This is a genomic window from Methylobacterium sp. PvR107, assembly GCF_017833295.1.
Classification (GTDB): domain Bacteria; phylum Pseudomonadota; class Alphaproteobacteria; order Rhizobiales; family Beijerinckiaceae; genus Methylobacterium.
Genome location: NZ_JAFIBW010000001.1, coordinates 781,254 through 803,844, shown reverse-complemented (window position 1 = coordinate 803,844; position 22,591 = coordinate 781,254). Strand labels below are relative to the sequence as shown.

Annotated in this window: 22 protein-coding genes and 1 tRNA gene; 13 read left to right on the top strand and 10 right to left on the bottom strand. The window is 69.4% G+C overall.

Annotated features, from left to right (window positions below; translation table 11 throughout):
• Positions 1-2 precede the first annotated feature (2 nt).
• From sucD to lpdA, 6 genes are all read left to right on the top strand, one after another.
• Entirely contained in the window at positions 3-887 is an 885-nt protein-coding gene (sucD, locus tag JOE48_RS03590; RefSeq protein WP_210027686.1) for a succinate--CoA ligase subunit alpha, read from the top strand.
• 173 nt (positions 888-1,060) lie between these two features.
• Positions 1,061-4,051: a 2-oxoglutarate dehydrogenase E1 component gene (locus JOE48_RS03585; RefSeq protein ID WP_210027684.1), complete on the top strand. Its 2,991-nt coding sequence runs from the start codon at positions 1,061-1,063 to the stop codon at positions 4,049-4,051.
• 10 nt (positions 4,052-4,061) lie between these two features.
• Positions 4,062-4,361: a YciI family protein gene (locus JOE48_RS03580; RefSeq protein WP_210027676.1), complete on the top strand. Its 300-nt coding sequence runs from the start codon at positions 4,062-4,064 to the stop codon at positions 4,359-4,361.
• A gap of 50 nt (positions 4,362-4,411) precedes the next feature.
• On the top strand, positions 4,412-5,731 hold the full coding sequence (gene odhB / locus JOE48_RS03575) for a 2-oxoglutarate dehydrogenase complex dihydrolipoyllysine-residue succinyltransferase (RefSeq protein ID WP_210027658.1): 1,320 nt from the start codon (positions 4,412-4,414) through the stop codon (positions 5,729-5,731).
• A gap of 7 nt (positions 5,732-5,738) precedes the next feature.
• Positions 5,739-6,494: an SDR family oxidoreductase gene (locus JOE48_RS03570; protein WP_210027656.1), complete on the top strand. Its 756-nt coding sequence runs from the start codon at positions 5,739-5,741 to the stop codon at positions 6,492-6,494.
• 61 nt (positions 6,495-6,555) lie between these two features.
• The gene (gene lpdA / locus JOE48_RS03565) at positions 6,556-7,959 is read left to right on the top strand and encodes a dihydrolipoyl dehydrogenase (RefSeq protein ID WP_210027654.1); all 1,404 of its coding nucleotides are present in this window, start codon (positions 6,556-6,558) and stop codon (positions 7,957-7,959) included.
• Positions 7,960-8,217: 258 nt separating this feature from the next.
• Here the strand turns inward: lpdA and JOE48_RS03560 are convergent, their stop codons facing one another.
• Positions 8,218-9,057 (bottom strand): response regulator, encoded by an 840-nt coding sequence (locus JOE48_RS03560; protein WP_245252703.1) that lies wholly within the window; start codon positions 9,055-9,057, stop codon positions 8,218-8,220.
• A gap of 172 nt (positions 9,058-9,229) precedes the next feature.
• Complete coding sequence (locus JOE48_RS03555) at positions 9,230-10,195, bottom strand: tyrosine recombinase XerC (RefSeq protein WP_245252702.1); 966 nt, start codon at positions 10,193-10,195, stop codon at positions 9,230-9,232.
• Between the two features lie 101 nt (positions 10,196-10,296).
• On the opposite strand from JOE48_RS03555, the gene JOE48_RS03550 reads away from it, so the two are divergent.
• Entirely contained in the window at positions 10,297-10,617 is a 321-nt protein-coding gene (locus tag JOE48_RS03550; protein ID WP_210027643.1) for a YnfA family protein, read from the top strand.
• Positions 10,618-10,624: 7 nt separating this feature from the next.
• On the opposite strand, the gene JOE48_RS03545 is transcribed toward JOE48_RS03550, so the two are convergent.
• Entirely contained in the window at positions 10,625-11,197 is a 573-nt protein-coding gene (locus tag JOE48_RS03545) for a peroxidase-related enzyme (protein WP_409518554.1), read from the bottom strand.
• Between the two features lie 89 nt (positions 11,198-11,286).
• On the opposite strand from JOE48_RS03545, the gene ruvC reads away from it, so the two are divergent.
• Positions 11,287-11,910 (top strand): crossover junction endodeoxyribonuclease RuvC, encoded by a 624-nt coding sequence (ruvC, locus tag JOE48_RS03540; RefSeq protein ID WP_210027639.1) that lies wholly within the window; start codon positions 11,287-11,289, stop codon positions 11,908-11,910.
• Positions 11,911-11,927: 17 nt separating this feature from the next.
• Here the strand turns inward: ruvC and JOE48_RS03535 are convergent.
• Positions 11,928-12,011: transfer RNA gene (locus tag JOE48_RS03535), tRNA-Tyr, on the bottom strand.
• 274 nt (positions 12,012-12,285) lie between these two features.
• Between JOE48_RS03535 and JOE48_RS03530 the strand changes: the two genes are divergently transcribed.
• The 3 genes from JOE48_RS03530 to JOE48_RS03520 all read left to right on the top strand — a co-directional run bounded on the left by JOE48_RS03530 (position 12,286) and on the right by JOE48_RS03520 (position 14,996).
• Positions 12,286-14,136: a DEAD/DEAH box helicase gene (locus JOE48_RS03530; protein ID WP_210027637.1), complete on the top strand. Its 1,851-nt coding sequence runs from the start codon at positions 12,286-12,288 to the stop codon at positions 14,134-14,136.
• A gap of 40 nt (positions 14,137-14,176) precedes the next feature.
• Positions 14,177-14,500: a hypothetical protein gene (locus tag JOE48_RS03525; RefSeq protein WP_210027635.1), complete on the top strand. Its 324-nt coding sequence runs from the start codon at positions 14,177-14,179 to the stop codon at positions 14,498-14,500.
• A gap of 328 nt (positions 14,501-14,828) precedes the next feature.
• Entirely contained in the window at positions 14,829-14,996 is a 168-nt protein-coding gene (locus tag JOE48_RS03520; protein WP_210027633.1) for a hypothetical protein, read from the top strand.
• Positions 14,997-15,177: 181 nt separating this feature from the next.
• Here the strand turns inward: JOE48_RS03520 and JOE48_RS03515 are convergent, their stop codons facing one another.
• A complete protein-coding gene (locus JOE48_RS03515) occupies positions 15,178-16,233 on the bottom strand; it encodes a zinc ribbon domain-containing protein (RefSeq protein ID WP_210027631.1) in 1,056 nt (351 codons plus the stop codon).
• 333 nt (positions 16,234-16,566) lie between these two features.
• Between JOE48_RS03515 and JOE48_RS03510 the strand changes: the two genes are divergently transcribed.
• A complete protein-coding gene (locus JOE48_RS03510; RefSeq protein WP_210027629.1) occupies positions 16,567-16,971 on the top strand; it encodes a DUF3597 domain-containing protein in 405 nt (134 codons plus the stop codon).
• Positions 16,972-17,205: 234 nt separating this feature from the next.
• Here JOE48_RS03510 and JOE48_RS03505 read toward each other — a convergent pair whose 3' ends face one another.
• Together JOE48_RS03505 and JOE48_RS03500 are read right to left on the bottom strand one after the other, a co-directional pair.
• The gene (locus JOE48_RS03505; RefSeq protein WP_210027627.1) at positions 17,206-18,312 is read right to left on the bottom strand and encodes a polyamine ABC transporter substrate-binding protein; all 1,107 of its coding nucleotides are present in this window, start codon (positions 18,310-18,312) and stop codon (positions 17,206-17,208) included.
• On the bottom strand, positions 18,309-18,665 hold the full coding sequence (locus tag JOE48_RS03500) for a RidA family protein (RefSeq protein ID WP_210027619.1): 357 nt from the start codon (positions 18,663-18,665) through the stop codon (positions 18,309-18,311). The genes JOE48_RS03505 and JOE48_RS03500 overlap by 4 nt, the downstream gene beginning before the upstream one ends.
• A gap of 181 nt (positions 18,666-18,846) precedes the next feature.
• Here JOE48_RS03500 and JOE48_RS03495 point away from each other — a divergent pair, with 181 nt between their 5' ends.
• Positions 18,847-19,110, top strand: coding sequence for a GlsB/YeaQ/YmgE family stress response membrane protein (locus JOE48_RS03495; protein WP_210027616.1), 264 nt, complete (start codon positions 18,847-18,849; stop codon positions 19,108-19,110).
• A gap of 221 nt (positions 19,111-19,331) precedes the next feature.
• Here JOE48_RS03495 and JOE48_RS03490 read toward each other — a convergent pair whose 3' ends face one another.
• The 3 genes from JOE48_RS03490 to rpsO form a co-directional block, all read right to left on the bottom strand.
• Positions 19,332-19,553: a YgaP-like transmembrane domain gene (locus JOE48_RS03490; protein WP_012317941.1), complete on the bottom strand. Its 222-nt coding sequence runs from the start codon at positions 19,551-19,553 to the stop codon at positions 19,332-19,334.
• 173 nt (positions 19,554-19,726) lie between these two features.
• On the bottom strand, positions 19,727-21,946 hold the full coding sequence (gene pnp, locus JOE48_RS03485) for a polyribonucleotide nucleotidyltransferase (RefSeq protein WP_210027615.1): 2,220 nt from the start codon (positions 21,944-21,946) through the stop codon (positions 19,727-19,729).
• A 209-nt stretch (positions 21,947-22,155) separates the two neighbouring features.
• Positions 22,156-22,425 (bottom strand): 30S ribosomal protein S15, encoded by a 270-nt coding sequence (gene rpsO / locus JOE48_RS03480; protein ID WP_010685305.1) that lies wholly within the window; start codon positions 22,423-22,425, stop codon positions 22,156-22,158.
• Positions 22,426-22,591: the final 166 nt, after the last annotated feature.

Below are 22,591 nucleotides of genomic sequence, written 5' to 3'. Positions count from 1 at the left end.
TCATGTCGGTGATGATCGACGCCAGCACCAAGGTCATCTGCCAGGGTTTCACCGGCAAGAACGGGACCTTCCACTCCGAGCAGGCCATCGCCTACGGCACCAAGATGGTCGGCGGCACGAGCCCCGGCAAGGGCGGCTCCCGCCATCTCGGCCTGCCGGTGTTCGACACCGTGGCCGAGGCCCGCGAGGCCACGGGCGCCGAGGCCTCGGTGGTCTACGTCCCGCCACCGGGTGCCGCCGACGCGATCTGCGAGGCGATTGCCGCCGAGGTGCCGCTGATCGTCTGCATCACGGAGGGCATCCCGGTGCTCGACATGGTGCGGGTAAAGCGAGCGCTGACGGGCTCGAAGTCCCGTCTCGTCGGGCCGAACTGCCCGGGCATCGTCACGGCCGGCGAGTCGAAGATCGGCATCATGCCGGCCAACATCTTCCGGCCGGGCTCCGTCGGCATCGTGTCCCGCTCGGGCACGCTGACCTACGAGGCGGTGTTTCAGACCTCCAATGCCGGCCTCGGCCAGACCACCGCGGTGGGGATCGGCGGCGACCCGGTGAAGGGCACCGAGTTCATCGACGTGCTGGAGCTGTTCCTGGCCGACCCGAAGACCGAGTCGATCGTGATGATCGGCGAGATCGGCGGCTCGGCCGAGGAGGAGGCCGCCCAGTTCCTGAAGGACGAGGCCAGGCGCGGGCGCAAGAAGCCGATGGTCGGCTTCATCGCCGGCCGCACGGCGCCTCCGGGCCGCCGCATGGGCCATGCCGGCGCGATCATCTCGGGCGGCAAGGGCGGCGCCGAGGACAAGATCGCCGCCATGGAGGCCGCGGGCATCCGCGTGTCGCCGTCGCCGGCCCGGCTGGGCTCGACCCTGGTCGAGGTCCTGAAGGGCTGAAGGCAAGCGCGCCTGCGTTGCGGCCACCGCAGGGCCGCAACGCCCATATCGGGTGTGCAGACGATTTCAGCGGGGCGGTCACCCGCCCCGTTTCGGTTTCAGGGCAAGCCGCCGCGCTGACGGGGAGCCCGAGGGGCAGGCGAGCCTGCCCGCGCGATCAGGATGGACGCACCATGGCACGCCAGGACGTGAACGAAGCGCTCCTCGAAACCTCGTTCCTCTACGGCGCCAACGCCGCCTACATCGAGGAATTGCAGGCGGCCTACGCCCGCAACCCGTCCTCGGTGGATCCGGAGTGGCAGAGCTTCTTCAAGGGGCTCGGCGAGGACGAGACCCTGGTCGAGAAGAACGCCGCCGGTGCCTCCTGGGAGAAGCCGAACTGGCCAGTGCCGCTCAACGGCGAGCTGGTCTCGGCGCTCGACGGCAATTGGGGCGCCCTGGAGAAGGCGGTCGGAGACCGGATCGTCGCCCGCGACGCCAAGGAGGCCAAGCCCGGCAAGCCGCAGGACAGCGTCACCGCGACAACCGGTGTGTCGGTCGAGCAGGCGACGAAGGATTCGGTGCGGGCGATCATGCTGATCCGCTCCTACCGCATGCGCGGCCACCTGCACGCCAAGCTCGATCCGCTGGGTCTCGCGCCGCGGGGCGATCACGAGGAGCTGCACCCGCAGCATTACGGCTTCACCGAGGAGGCCGACTGGGACCGTCCGATCTTCCTCGACAACGTGCTCGGCCTCCAGTTCGGCACGATCCGCGAGATCGTCGACATCCTGGAGCGGACCTACTGCCAGACGCTCGGCGTCGAGTTCATGCACATCTCGGATCCCGCCGAGAAGGCGTGGATCCAGGAACGCATCGAGGGCAAGGACAAGGAGATCTCCTTCACCCCCGAAGGTCGTCGCGCGATCCTCAACAAGCTGATCGAGGCCGAGGGCTTCGAGAAGTTCCTGGATCTGAAGTACACCGGCACCAAGCGCTTCGGCCTCGACGGCAGCGAGTCGATGATCCCGGCGCTGGAGCAGATCATCAAGCGCGGCGGTGCGCTCGGCGTGCGCGAGATCGTGCTCGGCATGGCCCATCGCGGCCGGCTCAACGTGCTGACCAACGTGATGGCGAAGCCTTTCCGGGCGGTGTTCCACGAGTTCAAGGGTGGCTCGGCCTCCCCGGCGGAAGTCGAGGGCTCGGGCGACGTGAAGTACCATCTGGGCGCGTCGTCGGACCGGGCCTTCGACGGCAACAACGTCCACCTGTCGCTCACCGCCAACCCGTCGCACCTGGAGATCGTCGATCCGGTGGTGCTGGGTAAGGTCCGTGCCAAGCAGGACCAGTGGGCCAAGCCCAACATTGAGCGCCGCACGGTACTGCCGCTGCTGATCCACGGCGACGCTGCCTTCGCGGGCCAGGGCGTGGTGGCGGAGTGCTTCGGCCTGTCGGGCCTGAAGGGTCACCGCACCGGCGGCTCGATCCACTTCATCATCAACAACCAGATCGGCTTCACCACCGATCCGCGCTTCTCGCGCTCGTCGCCGTACCCGTCCGACGTCGCCAAGATGGTCGAGGCGCCGATCTTCCACTGCAACGGCGACGACCCCGAGGCCGTCACCTTCGCCGCCAAGGTCGCGGTCGAGTACCGCCAGAAGTTCGGCAAGCCGGTCGTGATCGACATGCTGTGCTACCGCCGCTTCGGCCACAACGAGGGCGACGAGCCGGCCTTCACCCAGCCGAAGATGTACCAGCGGATCCGCAAGCACCCGTCGGCGCTGGAGACCTACGGCCGCAAGCTCGTCGAGAACGGCTCGGTCACCCAGGAAGCCCTCGACGCCCGCAAGGCCGAGTTCCGCGGCATGCTCGACAGCGAGCTCGACGTCGCCAACAGCTACAAGGCCAACAAGGCCGATTGGCTCGACGGCCGCTGGTCGGGCGTGAAGGCCGTGCACGAGGACGTGGACGATCCGCGCCGCGGCCGCACCGCCGTGCCGGCCGAAACCCTTCAGGAGATCGGGCGCAGGATCACGCAGGCGCCGCCCGGCTTCCATCTGCACCGCACGATCCAGCGCTTCATGGACAACCGCGCCAAGGCGGTGGAGACGGGGGTCGGCATCGATTGGGCGACCGCCGAGGCCCTGGCCTTCGGGGCGACGCTCCTCGACGGCAACCGGGTCCGCCTCTCGGGCCAGGACGTCGAGCGCGGCACCTTCTCGCAGCGCCACGCGGTGGTGATCGATCAGGAGAACGAGCAGCGCTTCACGCCGCTCAACGCCATCCGCGAGGGGCAGGCCTCGATCGAGATCATCAACTCGATGCTCTCCGAGGAGGCGGTGCTCGGCTTCGAGTACGGCTATTCCCTGGCCGAGCCGAATGCGCTGGTCCTCTGGGAGGCGCAGTTCGGTGACTTCGCCAACGGCGCCCAGGTGGTGATCGACCAGTTCATCGCGAGCGGCGAGCGCAAGTGGCTGCGCATGTCCGGCCTCGTGCTGCTGCTGCCGCACGGTTACGAGGGGCAGGGGCCCGAGCATTCCTCCGCCCGCCTGGAGCGCTATCTCCAGGCCTGCGCCGAGGACAACATGCAGGTCGCCAACGTCACGACCCCGGCGAACTACTTCCACATCCTGCGCCGGCAGCTGAAGCGCGACTTCCGCAAGCCGCTGGTGCTGATGACGCCGAAGTCGCTGCTGCGCCACAAGCGCGCCGTGTCGAACCTCGACGCGCTCGCCGAGGGATCGACCTTCCACCGCGTCCTCTGGGACGATGCCGAGGAGGAGGGCGCGACCAACAAGCTGGTCCGGGACGACAAGATCCGCCGCGTCGTCCTCTGCTCGGGCAAGGTCTATTACGACCTTCTGGAGGAGCGGGAGAAACGGGGCTTGAACGACATCTACCTGATGCGCGTCGAGCAGCTCTACCCGTTCCCGCTGAAGGCGCTCGCCAACGAGATGGGCCGCTTCCGCAACGCCGACGTGATCTGGTGCCAGGAGGAGCCCAAGAACATGGGCGCGTGGTCCTTCGTCGAGCCCTACCTGGAATGGGTGCTCGGCCAGGCCGGCTCCGCTGTGAAGCGTCCCCGCTACGTCGGCCGCCCGGCCTCGGCCTCAACCGCGGTCGGCCAGATGTCGAAGCACCAGGCGCAGCTCCAGGCCTTCCTCAACGAGGCCCTGGCGGTCTGATCGTCCGGCCATGGCCTACTTCCTGCTCCGTCTGGAACCGCCCCGCCCGAGCTTCCCGTTCGACGCGACGGATGCCGAGAAAGCGCTGTTCTCGGCGCATTCCGGCTACTGGATGGAGGAGGCGGCCAGTGGAGCCGCTATCGCGGTCGGGCCCGTTTTCGAGTCCGGCGGCACCTGGGGCCTGGCCCTGGTCGAGGCAGCCGATGCGGCGCAGGCCCAGGCACTCGGTGCGGCGGATCCCGTCGTGATGGCGCAGGCGGGCTTCCGGTACCGTGTCTCGCCCGTTCCATCCCTGATCCTGCGGCACTGACGTCGCGACCCGACATCCAGAGGAGGCCCCCCGCGGGGGCAGAAGAGAGCATGGCAACCGACATCCTCGTCCCGACCCTCGGCGAATCCGTCAGCGAAGCCACGATCGGCCGCTGGTTCAAGAAGCCCGGCGACACGGTTGCGGCCGACGAGCCGATCGTCGAGCTCGAGACCGACAAGGTCACCCTGGAGGTGAACGCCCCGGCGGCCGGCCAGCTGGGCGAGATCCTGGTCAAAGACGGCGAGACCGTGGAGCCCGGCGCCCTGCTCGGCTCGATCGTCGAGGCCGGTGCTGGCGGCGGGACGGCCAAGAAGGCCGCGCCGAAAGAGGTCGCCGAGACCAAGGCCGAGAGCCGGAGCGAGGCCCCCAAGGCCGCCGCGCCCGCGAAGGCCGAGGCGCCGGCTCAGGAATCCTCGGCGGGTTACGGCAATCACGGCGATGCCGCGGCTCCGGCAACCCAGCAGCGCCCGGTCGGCGACAACGGCCCGGCGGTCGCCAAGCTCGCCCGCGAATCCGGCGTCGATCCGTCGAGCGTGAACGGGTCCGGCAAGGACGGCCGCGTCACCAAGGGCGACATGCTCGGCGCCATTGCCAAGGGGCCGGCTCCGTCGGCGCCCGCCAGGGAAGCGCGCCCGACCCTGCCGCGCGCGCCCTCGGCGCCGGACGATGCCGCGCGCGAGGAGCGCGTGCGCATGACCAAGCTGCGCCAGACCATCGCGCGCCGCCTGAAGGACGCGCAGGACACCGCGGCGATGCTGACGACGTTCAACGACGTCGACATGTCGGCCGTGATGGCGATGCGCAGCCAGTACAAGGACATCTTCGAGAAGAAGCACGGCACGAAGCTCGGCTTCATGGGCTTCTTCACCAAGGCGGTGATCGGTGCCCTCAAGGACGTGCCGGCGGTCAACGCCGAGATCGACGGGCAGGACCTCGTCTACAAGAACTACTACCACATCGGCATCGCGGTCGGCACCGATAAGGGCCTCGTCGTGCCGGTGGTGCGCGACGCCGACGACTTGTCGATCGCCGGCATCGAGAAGAAGATCGCCGGCTTCGGCAAGAAGGCCCGCGACGGCAAGCTCTCCATCGAGGACATGCAGGGCGGCACCTTCACGATCACCAATGGCGGCATCTACGGCTCGCTGATGTCGACGCCGATCCTTAACGCGCCGCAATCCGGCATCCTGGGCATGCACCGCATCGAGGAGCGCCCGGTGGTCCGCGGCGGCAAGATCGAGGCTCGGCCGATGATGTACCTCGCCCTGTCGTACGATCATCGCATCGTCGACGGTAAGGAGGCCGTGACCTTCCTGGTGCGGGTCAAGGAGGCGCTGGAGGATCCGGCGCGCCTCGTGCTGGACCTCTGAGGCTGTCATGTCGGGCGCTGAGAACAGGGTCGCCATCGTCACTGGCGGCGGCCGCGGCATCGGCCGTGCGGTGTCGCTGCTCCTGGCGGAGCGCGGCTACGCGGTCTGCCTGAGCTACGTGTCGGATGAAGCCGCGGCGCAAGGCGTGGTGGACGCGATCAAAGCCCAGGGCGGGACGGCGCTCGCCGTGAAGGGTGATGTCGGCAGCGAGGCCGACGTGATCGCCCTGTTCCAGGCGGCCGACGGCCTCGGCCGCCTGACGGCGCTCGTCAACAATGCCGGCGTGGTCGACGTGAAGTCGGACGTCGCCGACATGAGCGTCGAGCGCCTACAACGGATGATGACCACCAACGTCGTCGGCAGCTTCCTCTGCGCCCGCGAGGCGGTCCGGCGCATGTCGACCAAGCGCGGCGGCGCCGGCGGATCGATCGTCAACCTGTCCTCGGTGGCGGCACGCCTCGGCGGACCCGGCCAGTTCGTCGACTACGCCGCCTCCAAGGGCGCCATCGACTCTCTGACGATCGGGCTCGCCCGCGAGGTCGCCGGGGAGGGCATCCGCGTCAACGCGGTGGCGCCCGGCATCATCGCCACCGAGATCCACGCCAGCGGCGGCGAGCCCGACCGGGTGGAGCGCCTCGGCCCCGGCGTCCCGATGGGGCGGGCCGGCACCGCCGAGGAGGTCGCCGCCCCCATCGTGTGGCTCCTCTCGGAGGAGGCCGCCTACACCACCGGCGCCATCCTCGACATCGGCGGCGGCCGCTGAGTCCAACCTGACATTCATTGCCCGTCTGACACGCGGCACGACCGACCGGAAGCGAACGCACATGTCCTACGATCTCGTCGTCATCGGCACCGGCCCGGGCGGCTATGTCTGCGCGATCCGCGCGGCGCAGCTCGGCCTGCGGACCGCGGTCGTCGAAAAGCGCGCGACCCATGGGGGCACCTGCCTCAACATCGGCTGCATCCCGTCGAAGGCTTTGCTCCACGCCTCCGAGGCGTTCGAGGAAGCCAACAAGCACTTCGCCGATCTCGGGATCGACGTCGGCACGCCGAAGCTCGACCTCAAGAGGATGATGGCCTTCAAGGACGAGGGCGTGGCCGGCAACACCAAGGGCGTCGAGTTCCTGCTCAAGAAGAACAAGGTCGAGACCTTCCACGGCACCGGCCGGATCGCCGGCGCGGGCCGGGTCGAGGTTGTGTCTGACGATGGCGGCAACCAGATGCTCGAGACCAAGAGCATCGTCATCGCCACCGGGTCCGACGTGACGCGCCTGCCGGGCGTGACCATCGACGAGAAGGTCGTGGTGTCCTCGACCGGCGCCCTCGAACTCGACCGGGTGCCGAAGAAGCTCCTGGTGATCGGCGCCGGAGTCATCGGGCTGGAGCTGGGATCCGTCTGGCGCCGGCTCGGCGCCGAGGTCACCGTGGTCGAGTATCTCGACCGGGTGCTGCCCGGCATGGATGGCGAGGTCGGCAAGCAGTTCCAGCGGATCCTGACCAAGCAGGGCATCGCCTTCAAGCTATCCACCAAGGTGACGGGCGTCGAGATCGGCAAGAAGGGGGGCGCGAGCGTCACCGTCGAGCCGGCCGCCGGCGGCGGCGCGGAGACCCTGCAGGCCGACGTGGTCCTCGTGGCGATCGGCCGGGTGCCCTACACCGAGGGCCTGGGGCTCGACACGGTCGGCGTCCAGCGCGACGACAAGGGCCGGATCCTGACGGATTCACACTACGCCACCAACGTGACGGGCATCTACGCCATCGGCGACGTGATCGCGGGCCCGATGCTGGCCCACAAGGCCGAGGACGAGGGCGTCGCCATCGCCGAGATGCTGGCCGGGCAATCCGGCCACGTGAATTACGGCGTGATCCCCAACGTGGTCTACACCTTCCCGGAGGTCGCCTCGGTGGGCAAGACCGAGGAGGAGCTGCAGAAGGACGGCATCGCCTACAATGCCGGCAAGTTCCCGTTCACCGCGAACGGCCGCGCCAAGGCGAACGGCACCACGGACGGCTTCGTGAAGGTTCTGGCCGATGCCCAGACCGACCGCGTGCTCGGCGTGCACATCGTCGGCGCTGACGCCGGCAACCTGATCGCCGAGGTGGCGGTGGCGATGGAGTTCGGCGCCTCGTCCGAGGACATCGCCCGCACCTGCCACGCGCACCCGACGCTGACCGAGGCGGTCAAGGAAGCCGCGCTGGCGGTGAACAAGCGGGCCATTCACGTGTGAGCGAGAGGGAGCGTTCGGTACCCCGACCGCTTCCCGATCCCGGAGGCAGGCCGCGCGGAAGCCCCCTCAGAGACCAATCCGCGATGCTCCGGCCCCGCACGGCATCATTCCGGGTCGCCGAGGGCCCGCCCGGAATTCAGATCCGCACTCCGCGCGGGACCTGAGCTCGCCGGTATCGATGGATTAAGGGCTCAACTGCGCGGCCCGGGAACGACGGCGCGCCCCATCGTCCGGTCGTTTCTCAGACCCGCAGGACGATCAGGCGATCTTGCGCCGCGAATTCGGCAGATCGGCAATCCGCAGGAGCGCGCTCGGCGCAGGCGGAGCCGTGAGGGCGTTCAGCAGGTACGGCCGGCGCAGGCCGAGGGCGTTGTGCAGGGCGAGATCGATGTCGCGGGCGTAGAACGGCATCCGCAGCACCGCGTCGACGCCGAAATAGCGGCCCGCCTGGGCGACCGATTCCAGCTCGGCGGTGGTCAACAGGGTGATCCGGGTCGCGAGACCGAGAGGCTGAATCTGGCAGGCGAGTTCGAGCCCGTCGATGCCGGTGAGCTTCACGTCGATGAAGGCGAAATCGTAGGCCGCGAGCTTGAGCTGCCTCAGCGCGTGGCGGCCGTCATCCGTCTCGTCGAGCTCGATCGCGAAGCCGCTGCGGGCCACGACCCGGCTGATCGCGGATCGGCCAGCCGCTGTCGAGCAGGCGAGCAGCGCCCGGGTCGGCGCGCGGCGGCGGGCATCGGCGTGCAGAAGCTGCTCGATATGGCTCGGGTCGAGAGGTGTTTTCAGGACCTCGTAGGCGCCGAGGCTGCTGGCGATTTCCTGCCAATGTGCCAGCACGCGGGTGGCGACCAGAACCAGGCAGGGCGGCTCTGCGCCCGCCCGACGCGCCACCGCGACGGCTTCGGGTCCGCTCAGATCCTCGAGTTGCAGGCCGACGAAGGCCAGGGTCGGACGGTGGCGAAGCAGGATGTCGCAGAGCGCCTGACCGGAGGTCGCTTCCTCGATGATCGCCCGGGCATCGAAGCGCTGAACGATCTCCTTGAGGGCAGTGCGGCGGCCCGCGTCGCAATCCGCGATTACAACTCGTGCCGGCGTCATCCCCTCCTGAAGCTCCATGACGCCCGCCCAAGCCGATCTCTGTCTCGTCCGCTAGATTGGCCGTAGATCATGACGAAGCTCTTAAAGAAAACGACTGCTGACTCGAACCAGTCGATGTTCTGCAGAGGCTAGTAACATACCGCGCCAAAACAGCCGTCCTTGGCAGTTTAGATCAGCGTCCGGCTCGGGGATGGGCGGCCGCGTAGGCGCTCATCAGCCGGGCCGCATCGACCTGGGTGTAGAGCTGGGTGGTCGACAGGGAGGCGTGGCCGAGGAGTTCCTGGATGGCGCGGAGCTCCCCTTGCCGGGCGAGGAGATGCGTGGCGAAGGAGTGCCGCAGGGCGTGCGGCGTCGCGGTCTCGGGCAGGCCGAGGGCGCCCCGGGCGCGGGCGACCGTGTACTGGATGATACGCGGCGAAAGCGGGCCGCCGCGGGCCCCGACGAACAGGGGACCCTCCGGCGGCAGCGGCAGCGGGCAGGCGGCCAGGTAGTCGGCGACCGCCTGGGCGACCACGGGCAGGATCGGCACCATCCGCTCCTTGCCACCCTTGCCGAGCACGGTGACCTGATCGATGCCCGGCAGCGGCGCATCGCGCCGTGCGAGACCCAGCGCCTCGGAGATGCGCAGGCCGGCCCCGTAGAGCAGCGCCAGAACGGCAGCGTCCCGGGCGAGCACCCAGGGCTCGCGCTCCTCGCCGGCGCGGATCCCCGTGTTGGTCAGCGCCACCGCGGCGGAGACGGGGAGGGGGCGCGGCAGCCGCCGGGGCACCTTGGGCGAGCGCACGCCGCCCAGCGCCGAGACCGTGCCATAGCCCTCCCGTTCGAGGTAGCGCGCGAAGGAGCGCAAGCCCGCGAGCATGCGCATCAGCGAGCGCCCGGAAACCTCGTCGGCCCGCCGCGCGGCCATGAAGGCGCGGATGTCGCGCACCTTCAGGGCCACGAGCATCGGGATCGTCGGGGTGCCCTGGCGCGAGGCAAGATGGTGGAGGAACTGGCGCAGGTCGCGCGCATAGGCCTCGACGGTGTTGGGCGCCATCCGCCGCTCCCGCGCGAGCCCATCGAGCCAGGCCTGAACGGCCTCGCGCAGGCGGGCATCGCCCGGAAGTAGCAGATCGTGGTCAGGCGCACGCGCGTTCATAGGCCCTATCGACCGGATCATCCTTGCTGCGGGCTTAACGTGCGGCCGGGAAGGACAGCACGACGGTCGCTTGGCGCACGAGGTCGTGCCAAGCTGTGTCCATGACGCTCCTCGCCTATGCCGGCGCCGCCCTCGCGGAGATCGCCGGTTGCTTCGCGTTCTGGTCCTGGCTCCGGCTGGGACGCTCCGCCTGGTGGATTCTGCCGGGCCTGGGCTCGCTGGCGGCCTTCGCGGGGCTGCTGACCCTGGTGGACAGCCCGGCGGCCGGGCGCGCCTTCGCGGCCTATGGCGGCGTCTACGTCGCCGCCTCGGTCCTGTGGCTCTGGCTCGCCGAGGGCCAGCGGCCGGACCGCTGGGATCTCGCGGGCGGCGCTGTCTGCCTCGCCGGGACCGCCATCATCCTGCTCGGCCGCCGCGGCTGAGTCGGTCTCACCGGCCCATCGCGTAGAACGCATCGTTCGGGCGCAGCTCCGCGACGCTGGCGATCCGGTTCGACAGGGCGAAGAGCGCGGTGATCGCCGCGATGTCCCAGATGTCGTCCGCGCTGAATCCGTGGCCGGCGAGGGCCGCGTGGTCCTCTGCACCGACATTCCGGGACTCGGTCGCGACCTTGACCGCGAAGGCCAGCATGGCGCGCTGGCGCGGGGTGATGTCGGCCTTGGCGTAGTTGACCGCGATCTGGTCGGCGATCAGCGGGTTCTTGGCCCGCACCCGCAGGATCGCGCCGTGGGCGACGACGCAGTACAGGCAGTCATTGGCCGCGCTGGTCGCCACCACGATCATCTCGCGCTCAGCCTTGGTCAGACCGCCCGGCCGGTCCATCAGCGCGTCGTGATAGGCCATGAAGGCGCGGAACTCGTCCGGGCGATGCGCCAGCGCCAGGAAGATGTTGGGCACGAAGCCGGCCTTCTCCTGCACCAGGGCGATCCGGGCGCGCAGGTCCTCCGGCATCTCGGAGAGTTTCGGCACCGGGAAGCGGCTGATCGGGGCGTCGGCGCTCATGGTCATCCTCCAGAAGCCGCGTCTTGGTGAAACCCGGCGTTCACGATACGTACGGCAGCCTCGGGCCGTTCGTCGAGCGTTGGAGCATCATGACCAGCCCCGTCCGCATCCTCGGGATCGATCCCGGGCTCCGCCGTACCGGCTGGGGCCTCATCACCGCGCAGGGCACGAAGCTCACCTACGGCGATTGCGGCGTCGTGACCTCGGACGGCGACCTGCCGCTGGCCCTGCGCCTGCGCGAGCTGTTCGAGGGAATCGGGCGCATCGTCGACGGCGTGAAGCCCGATGAGGTCGCCGTGGAGGAGACCTTCGTCAACAAGGACGCGCAGGCGACCCTGAAACTGGGTCACGCCCGGGCCATGGCGCTGGTGGTGCCGGCGCTCGCCGGGCTGCCGGTGTTCGAATACGCCGCCAACCTGATCAAGAAGACCGTGGCGGGCTCCGGCCATGCCGAGAAGGTGCAGATCCAGGCGATGGTGCGCTTCCTGCTGCCGAAGGCCGAGTTCCGCATCGCCGACGCCGCCGACGCGCTGGCCATCGCCATCACCCATGCCAGCCACCGGGACTCGCACGCGCTGCGCAAAGCGCATTTGCCGGCGGGCAAGCGCCGCAGCCTCACCGGTCAGGCGGCTGCGGGGCAGGGCCTCGAAGGCAAGGGCTTCTCCGCCGCCGCCGCCGCACGCATCGAGGCGGCGCTGGCGAAACAAGGCTGACGGGATCGGGAAGAACTTGGTGGGGGAAGTAGGACTCGAACCTACGAAGCTTACGCAGCGGATTTACAGTCCGCCCCCTTTGCCGCTCGGGACATTCCCCCAAGGCGGGTTTTTCGCCCGCGGCGCCCTTATGGTGAGGGGTGGGCCGGGTGTCAACGCTTGTGATGGCCGGATCCGGTCTCCCGCGTGCGGCGGCCGTGGAGGGCCGTCGGTTTCTCTGGGCGAGACCGCTCGCGCATGAGCGTGTGAGCCGGGCTCGGATCGGATCCCGCTGATTCCGCCGGGACGAAAACGCGAACGTTCCGCGACTCCGGGGATTCACAAAGGAAGCCGGATCGGCCACTTTGCGCGCATGTCGCCCTGCTTCGTCGGCCGTTGACCCGTCCCGCCCCGTCCCTGCGGTCCCACCAGCGCACGCTGATGGCCCTGGTCGCGGCCATGGCGCGCGGGGAGGCGGGGCATGTCCGCAGGATCCTGGCCGCGGTGACGCCCGGCGGCGGCAAGTCGCTGCTGCCGGTGATCGCCGCACAGGGGCTCATCGAAGCCGGTCTCGTCGAGCGCGTGGTCTGGGTGGTGCCGCGGGATTCGCTGCGGTTGCAGGCCGAGGAGGCCTTTGCCGATCCGCTCTGGCGCGCGGCCTTCGGACACACGCTCTCGGTGCGGGCGGCCGACAACGAGCGCGACCCCACCCGGGGGCTTTCCGGCTACATCACCACCTACCAGGCGGTGGCCGCCGCGCCGGCGCTTCACCTCGCAGAAGCGCGGGCGCACCGGACCCTGCTGGTGGTCGACGAGGTCCATCACCTGCCGGTGCCGGGCAGGCCGGGGGCGGAGGAGGCCTCCGCCGAGGACGCGGAGGCCGGGGCATGGTCCCGGGCAATGCTGCCCGTGATGGAGGCTGCGGCCTTCCGGCTCTACCTGTCGGGCACGCTCGAGCGGGCGGACGGCCGGCGCATCCTCGGCCTGCCCTACCAGCCCGCCGCGCCGGGCCGCGGACCGGAACTCGACCTCGACGCGCCGGGCCTCGCGGTGATCGGCTATTCGCGCGCCCAGGCCCTCGCCGAGCGGGCCGTGCTGCCGGTGACTTTCGGGGCGATCGACGGCGAGGCGAGCTGGCTTGAGGGCGGCCGGATCGCCGGCGACAGCCCCCGGGTCGGGCCGCACCGGCTGGGCGCCGGCTCGGTGCGGGTCACAACGCGGCCGGCCCTGTTCACGGCCTTGCGCACCGGCTTCGCCCGCGATCTCCTGAGCGAAGCGTTCCACGCCACGAAGCGGCTGCGCGCCCGGCGCCGGGCCGATCGGGACCTCGCGCCCGGGGAGGCCGTGAGGGGCCTCGGCAAGCTCCTCGTCGTGGCGCCGGATCAGGCGAGCGCGCGCGCCTATCTGGCGACCCTGCGAAGCTGGATGCCGGTCGGGCAGGGGGAGCGCGACGTCCGCCTGGCGACCTCCAGTCAGGGCGACGCCCATGCCGCACTGGCCGCCTTCCGCCTGACCCCGGAGCCGGCGATCCTCGTGACGGTGGCGATGGCCTACGAGGGCCTCGACGCGCCGGAGGTCGCCGTGGTGGCGGCCCTCACCCATATCCGCTCGCGCCCCTGGCTGGAGCAGATGCTCGCCCGGGCGACCCGCGTCGATCCCCATGCCGGTGCCTACGACACGCAGCAGGCCCTGATCTTCCACCCCGACGACCCGCTCTTCGCCCGCTTCCGCCTGGAGCTTGAGACCGAGCAGGGCAGCAGCGTCCGGCCCCCGCGCGAGCGCCCGGCCAGCGCCGTCGTGCCCGAGCGGACCCGCTGGCGCGACGACGAGCCCGCCGGAATCACCCCCCTGGAGAGCAACGCGATCGGCCTGCGTTACGCCCTCCTGCGCCCGCGCCTCGCCGAGCCGACGGCGATGGCGCCGACACCCGAGCCGCCCTCCCTCACCGAGCGGACGCTGCGCCAGCGGCTCGCCGTCGCGGTCGCGTCGCAGGCGGTGGAGGACGAGGCCTCGCTGCGGGTGCCCCGCGGCGGCAACCTCGGGCATCGCTACAACGCCGTGCTGAAGCGCGTGCTCGGCAAGGGCCGCGCGACCATGACCCTGCCGGAGCTGGAGGCGGCGCTCGCCTGGCTTGAACGCAACCGCCTCTCGGACCATCTCGACCGCCTCGACGGTGATGCCCGCTACGCATGGTCCGCCCGGCAGCGCCGCGGGCGCTGGCAGCCGGAGCGCGCTGCCGGCCGCTGAGCCGAGCCGCGGGACCGACGCGACCGAGGGGAGAAGCACCATGATCGAGAGCCTGCCTGCCGCCTTCGCCGCGGCCCTGGCCGAGGCCGCGCCCCCACCGTCCTGGCCGGCGCCGCTAGCCGCCCTCTGGTGGCTGGCCAAGGATCCGTCCGGCTCGGACCCGGCGGCCTGGGAGCGGGCGCACGCCCTCGTTCAGGACGCGTCCGGACCCGAGGCCGCCTGGGTGCACGCCCATCTCCACAGGCTCGAGGGCGACACGGGCAACGCGCGCTACTGGTACGGGCGCGCAGGCCGCCCAGGACCGCACGGGACCCCGGCGGAGGAGCGGATCGCCATCGTCACGGCCCTGTCGAACCCGACGTAATGCGTCCTGTCGCGACGGATCGGAATCCGCACCCCCGCGGTTCCTGGTCCCGGCGGGGCCGCACCTGTCTTCAGGCGGAGCATTTTTTGATCGCCGCTTGCAACAAATGTCAATTTTCAAGTTCGGTTTAATACCGATAACGCTGGCATCGCTCGTTTCTAAACTGTCATCCCCATACAACCTCAGATTTAACATTCTCGAATTAAGCTGCGGGGCGATGACAAAAACTTGATTAGCCCGGATTTGCTCTGGATGACGGTGCTTTTCCGCTCGCCTATCGGCGAAATCTGACTATGGGTACGCGCATCAAGTCCGGAAGCAGGGGAACGTGCTGGTCGCCGTGATGAGCTTGGTGTGCCTAATCTGCGGCGTGAGTCTCGCGGGTCTTTCATTGCGCTATCCGGCCCGCGCGGCCGTCTTCGAGCGCTGGAGCGGGATCTGCCTCGTGCTCGGCCTGTGCCTGCTCGGCGCGGCACTGCACAGCGCCCGCGTGTAGGCCATTCGCGCCCATCCCGATGCACCGGATCACGCGAAGGGAGACGTCACGGTAGCGGCGTGGCGGCAGGACCGCAGAGCGGCCGACCCGAGCGGTGGCTCCGGCTTCTCGGCGGAACCGTCGGAGACGCTGCCAGCCGCGCGCATTCGCATGTCTGCCGGGCGGTTTGCCCCTTGGGCCGTCAGGCCTGCCCCGGGATGGCATCACGGCCGCGGCTGCCGCAGGCGGAGCAGAACCGCTCGAACGTGCTCTTGCGATGGTCGCAGGCGGGGCATCGCTCGAACAGGCCGATCCCGCAATGCGGGCAGAAATTCGCATTCGGGCTCGTGACGTCGATGGGCCGCTCGCAGCCCGGGCAGACCTTCTTGGCGAGGCGGAGCAGGGCCTGGTCGGTGGCGATCTCGGTTCGTCGCTCCTCGTCGGGCCGCGCTTCCGCGATCCGCTGGCGCTCCCGGTAGGTGTGGAGGGCGTTGATCGCCGCGCGCCCGGCCACGAGCGTGACCACCACCCCGACGCCATAATGGACGTAGCCGCCGTAGCTCGGCAGATACGGCACCAGCTCGACGAAGAACGCGAAGGCCGCCGCCAGCGCGAACCCCCACACGAACGGCCAATTGCGTGTGTTCCGCCGTTTCAGCAGCAGCCATCCGGCCAGAACCAGCAGCGGCAGGGTCACGGCGAGCCGGTAGCCGAAGACCCGCAGCTCCTGCGTGCCCTCGGTGGCCTGGAGCTTCTGCTGGGCGGCCGCGCGTTCCTCGCTGTCGTCGGCCATCAGCGCCGATTGTTTCTGCGCGAAGTCGAGATCCGCTTGAGCCAAGCCTTCCAGCCGTTCCTCGACCGCCCGCTCGGCGGCCTTCAGGGCGTCGAGTTGCTGCGTCCGGGCGATCAGATCGGGATCCTGGTCGACGCGCTGTGTGATGTCCCGGGTCTTCAGCCAGTTGGCGAAGGTCTCGCGGGCAGAAGCGGAGGCCGAGCGCGCCGCGTCGAGGGCGAGCTGGGCCTGATCCGTCTGCTGCTGGTTGTCGCTGCGCTCACGGCGGAGCTGCTTCAGCGCGGCCGCGGTGGCCTGCGACTTCCCGGTGTCGAGGAATTGCTCGAGTGTAGAGGGGTGCTCGACCTCCGGCAGGTCGCCGACAACCAGGGATCCGAGACCGATCAGGAAGCCCGCGAAGGCAACGGCCACCAGCCAGAGGACGAGGGTGAAGGACCGCTCGGACAGACTGACACCTGATCTCACGACATGATCCTCGGCTGGTCCAGGCGGGTGCGACGACATCCGATCTGCCCGGTGCAGGGCCGGGTCGCTTCGGTCCGGCCGGTCCCAGTGCGACCGCCGCAACTGCCGCGGGCGCACAGGGTCGAATCGGTTTCCCGTCGGCGAAAGCCATCGAGCTTAGCAGTTGACCGAGAGGCGCGTCCCGTCTCGGCGGTCGCACCCCGCACGCGGTCGATCCGGATGCGCAACGCCGTTCCGCGCGTCCCGGGGACCGGGCTACGGAACGTCGAGCCGCATCACCTGTTGTCAGGCCGCCCGGTGCGATTGCTGGGTTACGAGAATCGGAGCGAAGCCATGAGCCTCCTCGGCAGCATCGTCGGCAAGATCCTCCACCCGTTCGGCGGTGGAACCGCGGAGGCCGCGCCCTCGGCCACGGCCGGCTCGGGTGGTCCGGCCACTTCCAGCACCCCGTCGGCCCCCGGCAGCTCCGGCGGCAGCGAGCCCGTGGATGTCGCGGCCGTGCTCACGGGCCTCGCCGAGAAGAACCCGCAGACGCTCGATTGGCGCCACTCGATCGTGGACCTGATGAAGCTGCTCGGCCTCGATTCCGGGCTCGCCTCGCGCAAGCAGCTCGCCGACGAGTTGCACTACACCGGCGACAAGGACGACTCGGCCTCGATGAACATCTGGCTGCACAAGCAGGTCATGCAGAAGCTCGCCGAGAACGGCGGCAAGGTGCCGGACGACCTGAAGCACTAGGAGGCGGCGCCAGAGCCCCTCCTGACGGCGAGGGCCCGGCGACGCGGAGCGCCGGGCTCCTGCCCGAACGGCTGCCAGCGGCCATAGACCTCGTCGTTCCGGGGCGCCGGCGGTGAGGCCGAAATTCCTACGCACCGTCGGTGCTTATTCCTGCGGCCTCGGCGGGTCTGGATCCAGGGCTCCGCTCCGCGGCCCCGGGATGACGGCTCTGGAATCGTGCGTCGCGAGGCCCGCTCAGCGCCCGGTCCGGACCCGGGTCCACAGGCGGGTGACGAAGCGCTGGGTGCGGTCGTCCCAGGCGGTGTTGATCGAGAGGCGCTGCATCGTCGCCTCGTCCGGGTAGATGCCGGGATTGCTCAGGATCTCCGGCTTCACGAACTTCTTCGCCGCAAGGTTGCCGCTGGCATAGGCCACGAAGTTGGTGTTGGCCGCGGCCACGTCGGGTCGCAGCATGTAGTCGATGAAGGCGAGCGCCTCGGCCGGGTGGGCGGCATCCTTCGGGATCGCGAAGGTATCGAACCACATCAGGGCGCCTTCCTTCGGCACCACGTAGGCGATCTCAGTCCCGTTCTTGGCCTCGTCGGCCCGGCGCTTGGCCTGCATCACGTCGCCCGAGTAGCCCACCGCCACGCAGATATCGCCGTTGGCCAGCGCCTGGATATACTCCGACGAGTGGAATTTCCGCACGCTGCCGCGCACCTTGTAGAGGGCGTCGGTCACCAGGGTCATGTCGTCCCAGCGCTTGGAATCGGCCTTGGCGCCGAAGGCCGGCAGCATGCTCGGGATCAGATCCTCCGGGCTGTCGAGCATCATGATCCCGCATTCCTTCAGCTTGTTGGCGGAAGCGGGATTGAGGACGAGGTTCCAGGAGTTCACGGCCGCGTTGGCACCCAGGCGCTCGCGCACGGCGGCGACGTTGTAGCCGATCCCGGTGGTGCCCCACATGTAGTCGACGGCGTAGGCGTTGCCGGGATCGTAGGCCGCCAGCCGGCTCGTCACCTCGGGCCAGAGATTGCCGAGGTTCTTCAGCTTGGATTTGTCGAGCGGCAGGAAGGCGCCGGCCCGGATCAGCCGCTGCAGGTAGGGCCCGGACGGCACGACGATGTCGTAGCCGGAGCGGCCCGCCAGCAGCTTGGTCTCGAGGATCTCGTTGTTGTCGTAGGTGTCGTAGACGACCTTGATGCCGGTCTCGCGGGTGAAGGCCTCGAGTACCTTCGGGTCGATATAGTCCGACCAGTTGTAGATGTTGAGGATCCGCTCCTCGGCGGCACGGACAGGCTGCGCGAGGGGGAGGGCGGCGAGAAGGACGGCCGCCAGGACGAGGCGACGGAGGCCGCTCACCGGCTCCTCGCGGCCACGACCACGATCTCGACGAGATACTCAGGCGCGGCGAGCTTGGCCTCGACGGTGGCGCGGGCCGGCGGGTTCTCCGGGGCGACCCAGGCATCCCAGGCCGCGTTCATCTCCGCAAAGGTCGCGATGTCGGCGAGATAGACGGTGGCCGAGAGGATGCGTTCCTTGTCGCTGCCTGCCGCAGCCAGCAGCCGGTCGATCTCCGAGAGGATCTGCTGCGTCTGGATCGTCACCCCGGTGCCGACCGTGTCGGCGGCGACTTGACCGGCGAGATAGACCATGTCGCCGAAGGTCACGGCCTGCGACATCCGCTTGCCCGGCTCGATCCGCTGAATGTCCATACCCGCCTCCGCGCCTCAAGAACCGGCGTATCTGCCGCCGCACCCACCCGGTCGTAAAGGGCCGCGCGTCCGGACGTTGCTGGAACCCGAGGAAAATCGTCACGACGGGCCTGGGTGCGGGCAACCGTCGCGGGCCGCGGCGCGTTCTGCCGGCATCGACAGTCACGCCTTGGGGTTTGTTATGGGTATCCTCTGGACCATCATCATCGGGTTCATCGCCGGCGTCATCGCCAAGTTCCTCATGCCCGGCCCGAACGAGCCCGCCGGCTTCATCTTGACCACAATCCTCGGCATCGTCGGCGCCTTCGTGGCGACCTTCCTGGGCCAGGCCGTCGGCTGGTACGGACCGAATCAGGGCGCGGGCTTCATCGGTGCGATCGTGGGCGCCGTGGTCGTACTGTTCATCTACGGCCTGATCGCCGGCCGGCGCACCACGACCTACTGATCCGTCCGGCAGGTCCCGGAATGACGAGGGGCGCCCCGTGGGGCGCCCCTTTTGTTGTCCGGCTGACGCATTCCGGCTTGGGGTTCCGCCACCGCGCCCGCCGGCATGACGAGCGCAGCGAAGTGACCAAGGGCAGCCCCGCGATGGCGAACGGTGCGGGGCCTGGATTGCTTCGCTTCGCTCGCACAAACGGTGGCGCCGAAGCCCTCGAAAGTCGGGGCTTAAAAATGCTCGGACGCGGCCTTCACGGCGCAATGGCCGGTCGCGCCGCGCACCGCAAGGCCGACGCCGACGACGAGCGCCAGCAGGCTCAGGAGCTTGTTGGGACGGGGCTGCGCGGCGGCGGCGGCGATGCCGAGGCCGAGCGCCACCGAGACGGCGCGCTCCGTCGTCGACAGGTTCGGCTGCCCGCTGAAGATGTCGTGCATCATGTCGTTGGCCATGAGGGTCTCCGGTTGGGAAGTCGCGGGGGAACGCGGCATCCGGCGCCCCGTTCCCGGCTCGCGGCCGGGACGGGCGGTGCCCTGGCGGCGAACAGAAAAGGGCGCGGCCCCTGAGGACCGCGCCCGTCTGAGACATCCCGCACCGGCCGGAGCCGGCGCGTGTGTCCCGAGGCTTACTCGCCCGCCTCGCGGCGGCGCTCGCCGCGATGGCGGCCGCCCTCGCGGGGCTCCCGCGGCTCGTCGCCGCGCTCGGGCCGGTCGGCGTCGCGCTGGGCCTTCACCTTCTCGGTGATGTCCTCGCCGGTTTCCTGGTCGACGACCTTCATGGACAGGCGGATCTTCCCGCGGTCGTCCTGACCGAGGAACTTCACCTTGACCTTGTCGCCTTCCTTGACGACGTCCTGAACCTTGGCGACCCGCTGGGCAGCGAGCTCCGAGATGTGGACCAGGCCGTCCTTGGCGCCGAAGAAGTTCACGAAGGCGCCGAACTCCATGCACTTCACGATCGTGCCGTCGTAGATCACGCCGACCTCCGGCTCCGCCACGATCGAGCGGATCCAGTTGTAGGCCGCCTTGATCGCCTTGCCGTCGGCCGAGGCGATCTTGACGATGCCGGTATCCTCGATGTTGATCTTGGCGCCGGTCTTCTCGACGATCTCGCGGATCACCTTGCCGCCGGTGCCGATCACGTCACGGATCTTGTCGGTCGGGATCTGCATCGTCTCGATGCGCGGCGCGTACTCGCCGAGCTCCGGACGGGCAGCGGTCAGGGCCTTGGCCATCTCGGCGAGGATGTGGGCACGCCCGTCCTTCGCCTGGTCGAGGGCGACCCGCATAATCTCCTCGGTGATGCCAGCGATCTTGATGTCCATCTGGAGCGAGGTCACGCCCTCGTCCGTGCCGGCTACCTTGAAGTCCATGTCGCCCAGGTGATCCTCATCACCCAGGATGTCGGACAGGACCGCGAAGCGCTCACCCTCGAGGATGAGGCCCATGGCGATGCCGGCCACCGGACGGCGCAGCGGCACGCCGGCATCCATCAGCGACAGCGAGCCGCCGCAGACGGAGGCCATCGAGGACGAGCCGTTGGACTCGGTGATCTCCGACACGACGCGGATCGTGTAGGGGAACTCGTGGGCCGGCGGCAGGACCGGGCGGATCGCCCGCCAGGCGAGCTTGCCGTGGCCGATCTCGCGACGGCCCGGGGAGCCCATCCGGCCGGTCTCACCGACGCTGTAGGGAGGGAAGTTGTAGTGGAGCAGGAAGCGCTCCTTGTAGGTGCCTTCCAGCGAATCGATGAACTGCTCGTCCTCACCGGTGCCCAGCGTGGCGACCACGAGGGCCTGGGTCTCGCCGCGGGTGAACAGAGACGAACCGTGGGCGCGCGGCAGGACGCCGACCTCGGAGACGATCGGGCGGACCGTCTTCAGGTCGCGGCCGTCGATGCGCGAACCGGTGTCGAGCACGTTCCAGCGCACGACCTTCGACTGCGCCTCCTTGAAGGCGGCCTTGACCTTCTCGGCCGGGTACTTCTCGGCGCTCTCGGGGCAGAGGGCGGCCATCACCTTCGCCTTGACGGCGTCGACGGCGGCGTAGCGCTCCTGCTTGACCGTCTTGGTGTAGGCGGCGCGCAGCTCGGTCTCGCAGACCTCGAGGACGGCCTTCTCGACGTCGGCGTTCTCGGGGGCCTTGAAATCGCGCGGCTCCTTGGCGGCCTTCTCGGCCAGGCGGATGATCGCCTCGATCACCGGCTGGAAATGCTTGTGGCCGAACATCACGGCGCCGAGCATCACGTCCTCGGACAGCTCCTTGGCCTCCGACTCGACCATCAGCACCGCGTCCTGCGTGCCGGCGACGACGAGGTCGAGGCTGGATTCCTCCTTGGTCTCGGTGACCAGCGGGTTCAGCCGGTAGCTGCCGTTGATGTAGCCGACGCGGGCGCCGCCGATCGGGCCCATGAACGGCACGCCCGACAGGGTCAGGGCGGCGGAGGCCGCGACCATGGCGACGATGTCGGGATCGTTCTCGAGGTCGTGAGTCAGGACGGTGACGACGACCTGGGTGTCGTTGCGCCAGCCCTCGACGAAGAGCGGGCGGATCGGGCGGTCGATCAGGCGGGAGACCAGGGTCTCCTTCTCGGAGGGACGACCCTCGCGCTTGAAGTAACCGCCGGGGATGCGGCCGGCCGCGTAGGCCCGCTCCTGGTAGTTCACGGTGAGCGGCATGAAGTCGATGCCGGCCTTCGGCTCCTTCGTGGCCACGACGGTGGCGAGCACCGAGGTCTCGCCGTAGGTGGCGACCACGGCGCCGTCGGCCTGGCGGGCGACCTTGCCGGTCTCCAGGACGAGCTTGCGGTCGCCCCACATCAGCTCTTCGCGTTGAACGTCGAACATTCTTGATTTCTTCCTTGCCTGCGGCGGGCCCAAGCCCGGCGCCGCCGGGGGCAAGACGGCGAGACACTTCCCGGATGAAGTGTCTCGCGATCCTGCCCCGATGCCGACGCCTCGAAGCGGCCCGTTTGTCGGGAGGCCGGACCCATTCCGGCAGCCCGCGATGGTGAAGCGCGGCCCCGAGCCGGGCTCGGAACCGCGCGATAGACGCCTTAGCGGCGGATGCCGAGACGCTCGATGAGGGCGCGGTAGCGGGCCTCGTCCTTGCGCTTGACGTAGTCCAGCAGCGAGCGGCGCTGCGAGACCAGCTTCAGGAGGCCGCGCCGGGAATGGTTGTCCTTGGCGTGGGTCTTGAAGTGGCCGGTGAGGTTGGTAATCCGCTCGGTCAGGATCGCCACCTGGACCTCGGGGGACCCGGTGTCCTTAGCGTCCTTGCGGTGTTCCTTGATGAGCGCGGTCTTGCGCTCTGCCGTGATCGACATCGCATGCCTTTCGGGTTGTGCTGGTCGGATGCGGAGCCCCATTCGGGCACGCGCGGGCTCGGCGTTCGGCCAGTGCCGGGATGTCGTCCAGCACGGTCACAGCGCCAAGCGGTTCAAGCCCCGCCCGGTAACCCGGGTCGAGGCCCGCGATCCATGACACGAAACC

What these genes read in the sequence shown, in the direction of transcription:
- JOE48_RS03495 (WP_210027616.1), top strand. Translation starts at nt 18,847, where the DNA reads ATGGGTATCCTCTGGACCATCATCATCGGGTTCATCGCCGGCGTCATC.
- JOE48_RS03580 (WP_210027676.1), top strand. Translation starts at nt 4,062, where the DNA reads ATGGCCTACTTCCTGCTCCGTCTGGAACCGCCCCGCCCGAGCTTCCCG.
- JOE48_RS03545 (WP_409518554.1), bottom strand. Translation starts at nt 11,197, where the DNA reads ATGAGCGCCGACGCCCCGATCAGCCGCTTCCCGGTGCCGAAACTCTCC.
- rpsO (WP_010685305.1), bottom strand. Translation starts at nt 22,425, where the DNA reads ATGTCGATCACGGCAGAGCGCAAGACCGCGCTCATCAAGGAACACCGC.
- JOE48_RS03525 (WP_210027635.1), top strand. Translation starts at nt 14,177, where the DNA reads ATGATCGAGAGCCTGCCTGCCGCCTTCGCCGCGGCCCTGGCCGAGGCC.
- odhB (WP_210027658.1), top strand. Translation starts at nt 4,412, where the DNA reads ATGGCAACCGACATCCTCGTCCCGACCCTCGGCGAATCCGTCAGCGAA.
- JOE48_RS03550 (WP_210027643.1), top strand. Translation starts at nt 10,297, where the DNA reads ATGACGCTCCTCGCCTATGCCGGCGCCGCCCTCGCGGAGATCGCCGGT.
- JOE48_RS03510 (WP_210027629.1), top strand. Translation starts at nt 16,567, where the DNA reads ATGAGCCTCCTCGGCAGCATCGTCGGCAAGATCCTCCACCCGTTCGGC.
- JOE48_RS03490 (WP_012317941.1), bottom strand. Translation starts at nt 19,553, where the DNA reads ATGGCCAACGACATGATGCACGACATCTTCAGCGGGCAGCCGAACCTG.
- pnp (WP_210027615.1), bottom strand. Translation starts at nt 21,946, where the DNA reads ATGTTCGACGTTCAACGCGAAGAGCTGATGTGGGGCGACCGCAAGCTC.
- JOE48_RS03570 (WP_210027656.1), top strand. Translation starts at nt 5,739, where the DNA reads ATGTCGGGCGCTGAGAACAGGGTCGCCATCGTCACTGGCGGCGGCCGC.
- JOE48_RS03585 (WP_210027684.1), top strand. Translation starts at nt 1,061, where the DNA reads ATGGCACGCCAGGACGTGAACGAAGCGCTCCTCGAAACCTCGTTCCTC.
- ruvC (WP_210027639.1), top strand. Translation starts at nt 11,287, where the DNA reads ATGACCAGCCCCGTCCGCATCCTCGGGATCGATCCCGGGCTCCGCCGT.
- sucD (WP_210027686.1), top strand. Translation starts at nt 3, where the DNA reads ATGTCGGTGATGATCGACGCCAGCACCAAGGTCATCTGCCAGGGTTTC.
- lpdA (WP_210027654.1), top strand. Translation starts at nt 6,556, where the DNA reads ATGTCCTACGATCTCGTCGTCATCGGCACCGGCCCGGGCGGCTATGTC.
- JOE48_RS03555 (WP_245252702.1), bottom strand. Translation starts at nt 10,195, where the DNA reads ATGAACGCGCGTGCGCCTGACCACGATCTGCTACTTCCGGGCGATGCC.
- JOE48_RS03500 (WP_210027619.1), bottom strand. Translation starts at nt 18,665, where the DNA reads ATGGACATTCAGCGGATCGAGCCGGGCAAGCGGATGTCGCAGGCCGTG.
- JOE48_RS03560 (WP_245252703.1), bottom strand. Translation starts at nt 9,057, where the DNA reads ATGACGCCGGCACGAGTTGTAATCGCGGATTGCGACGCGGGCCGCCGC.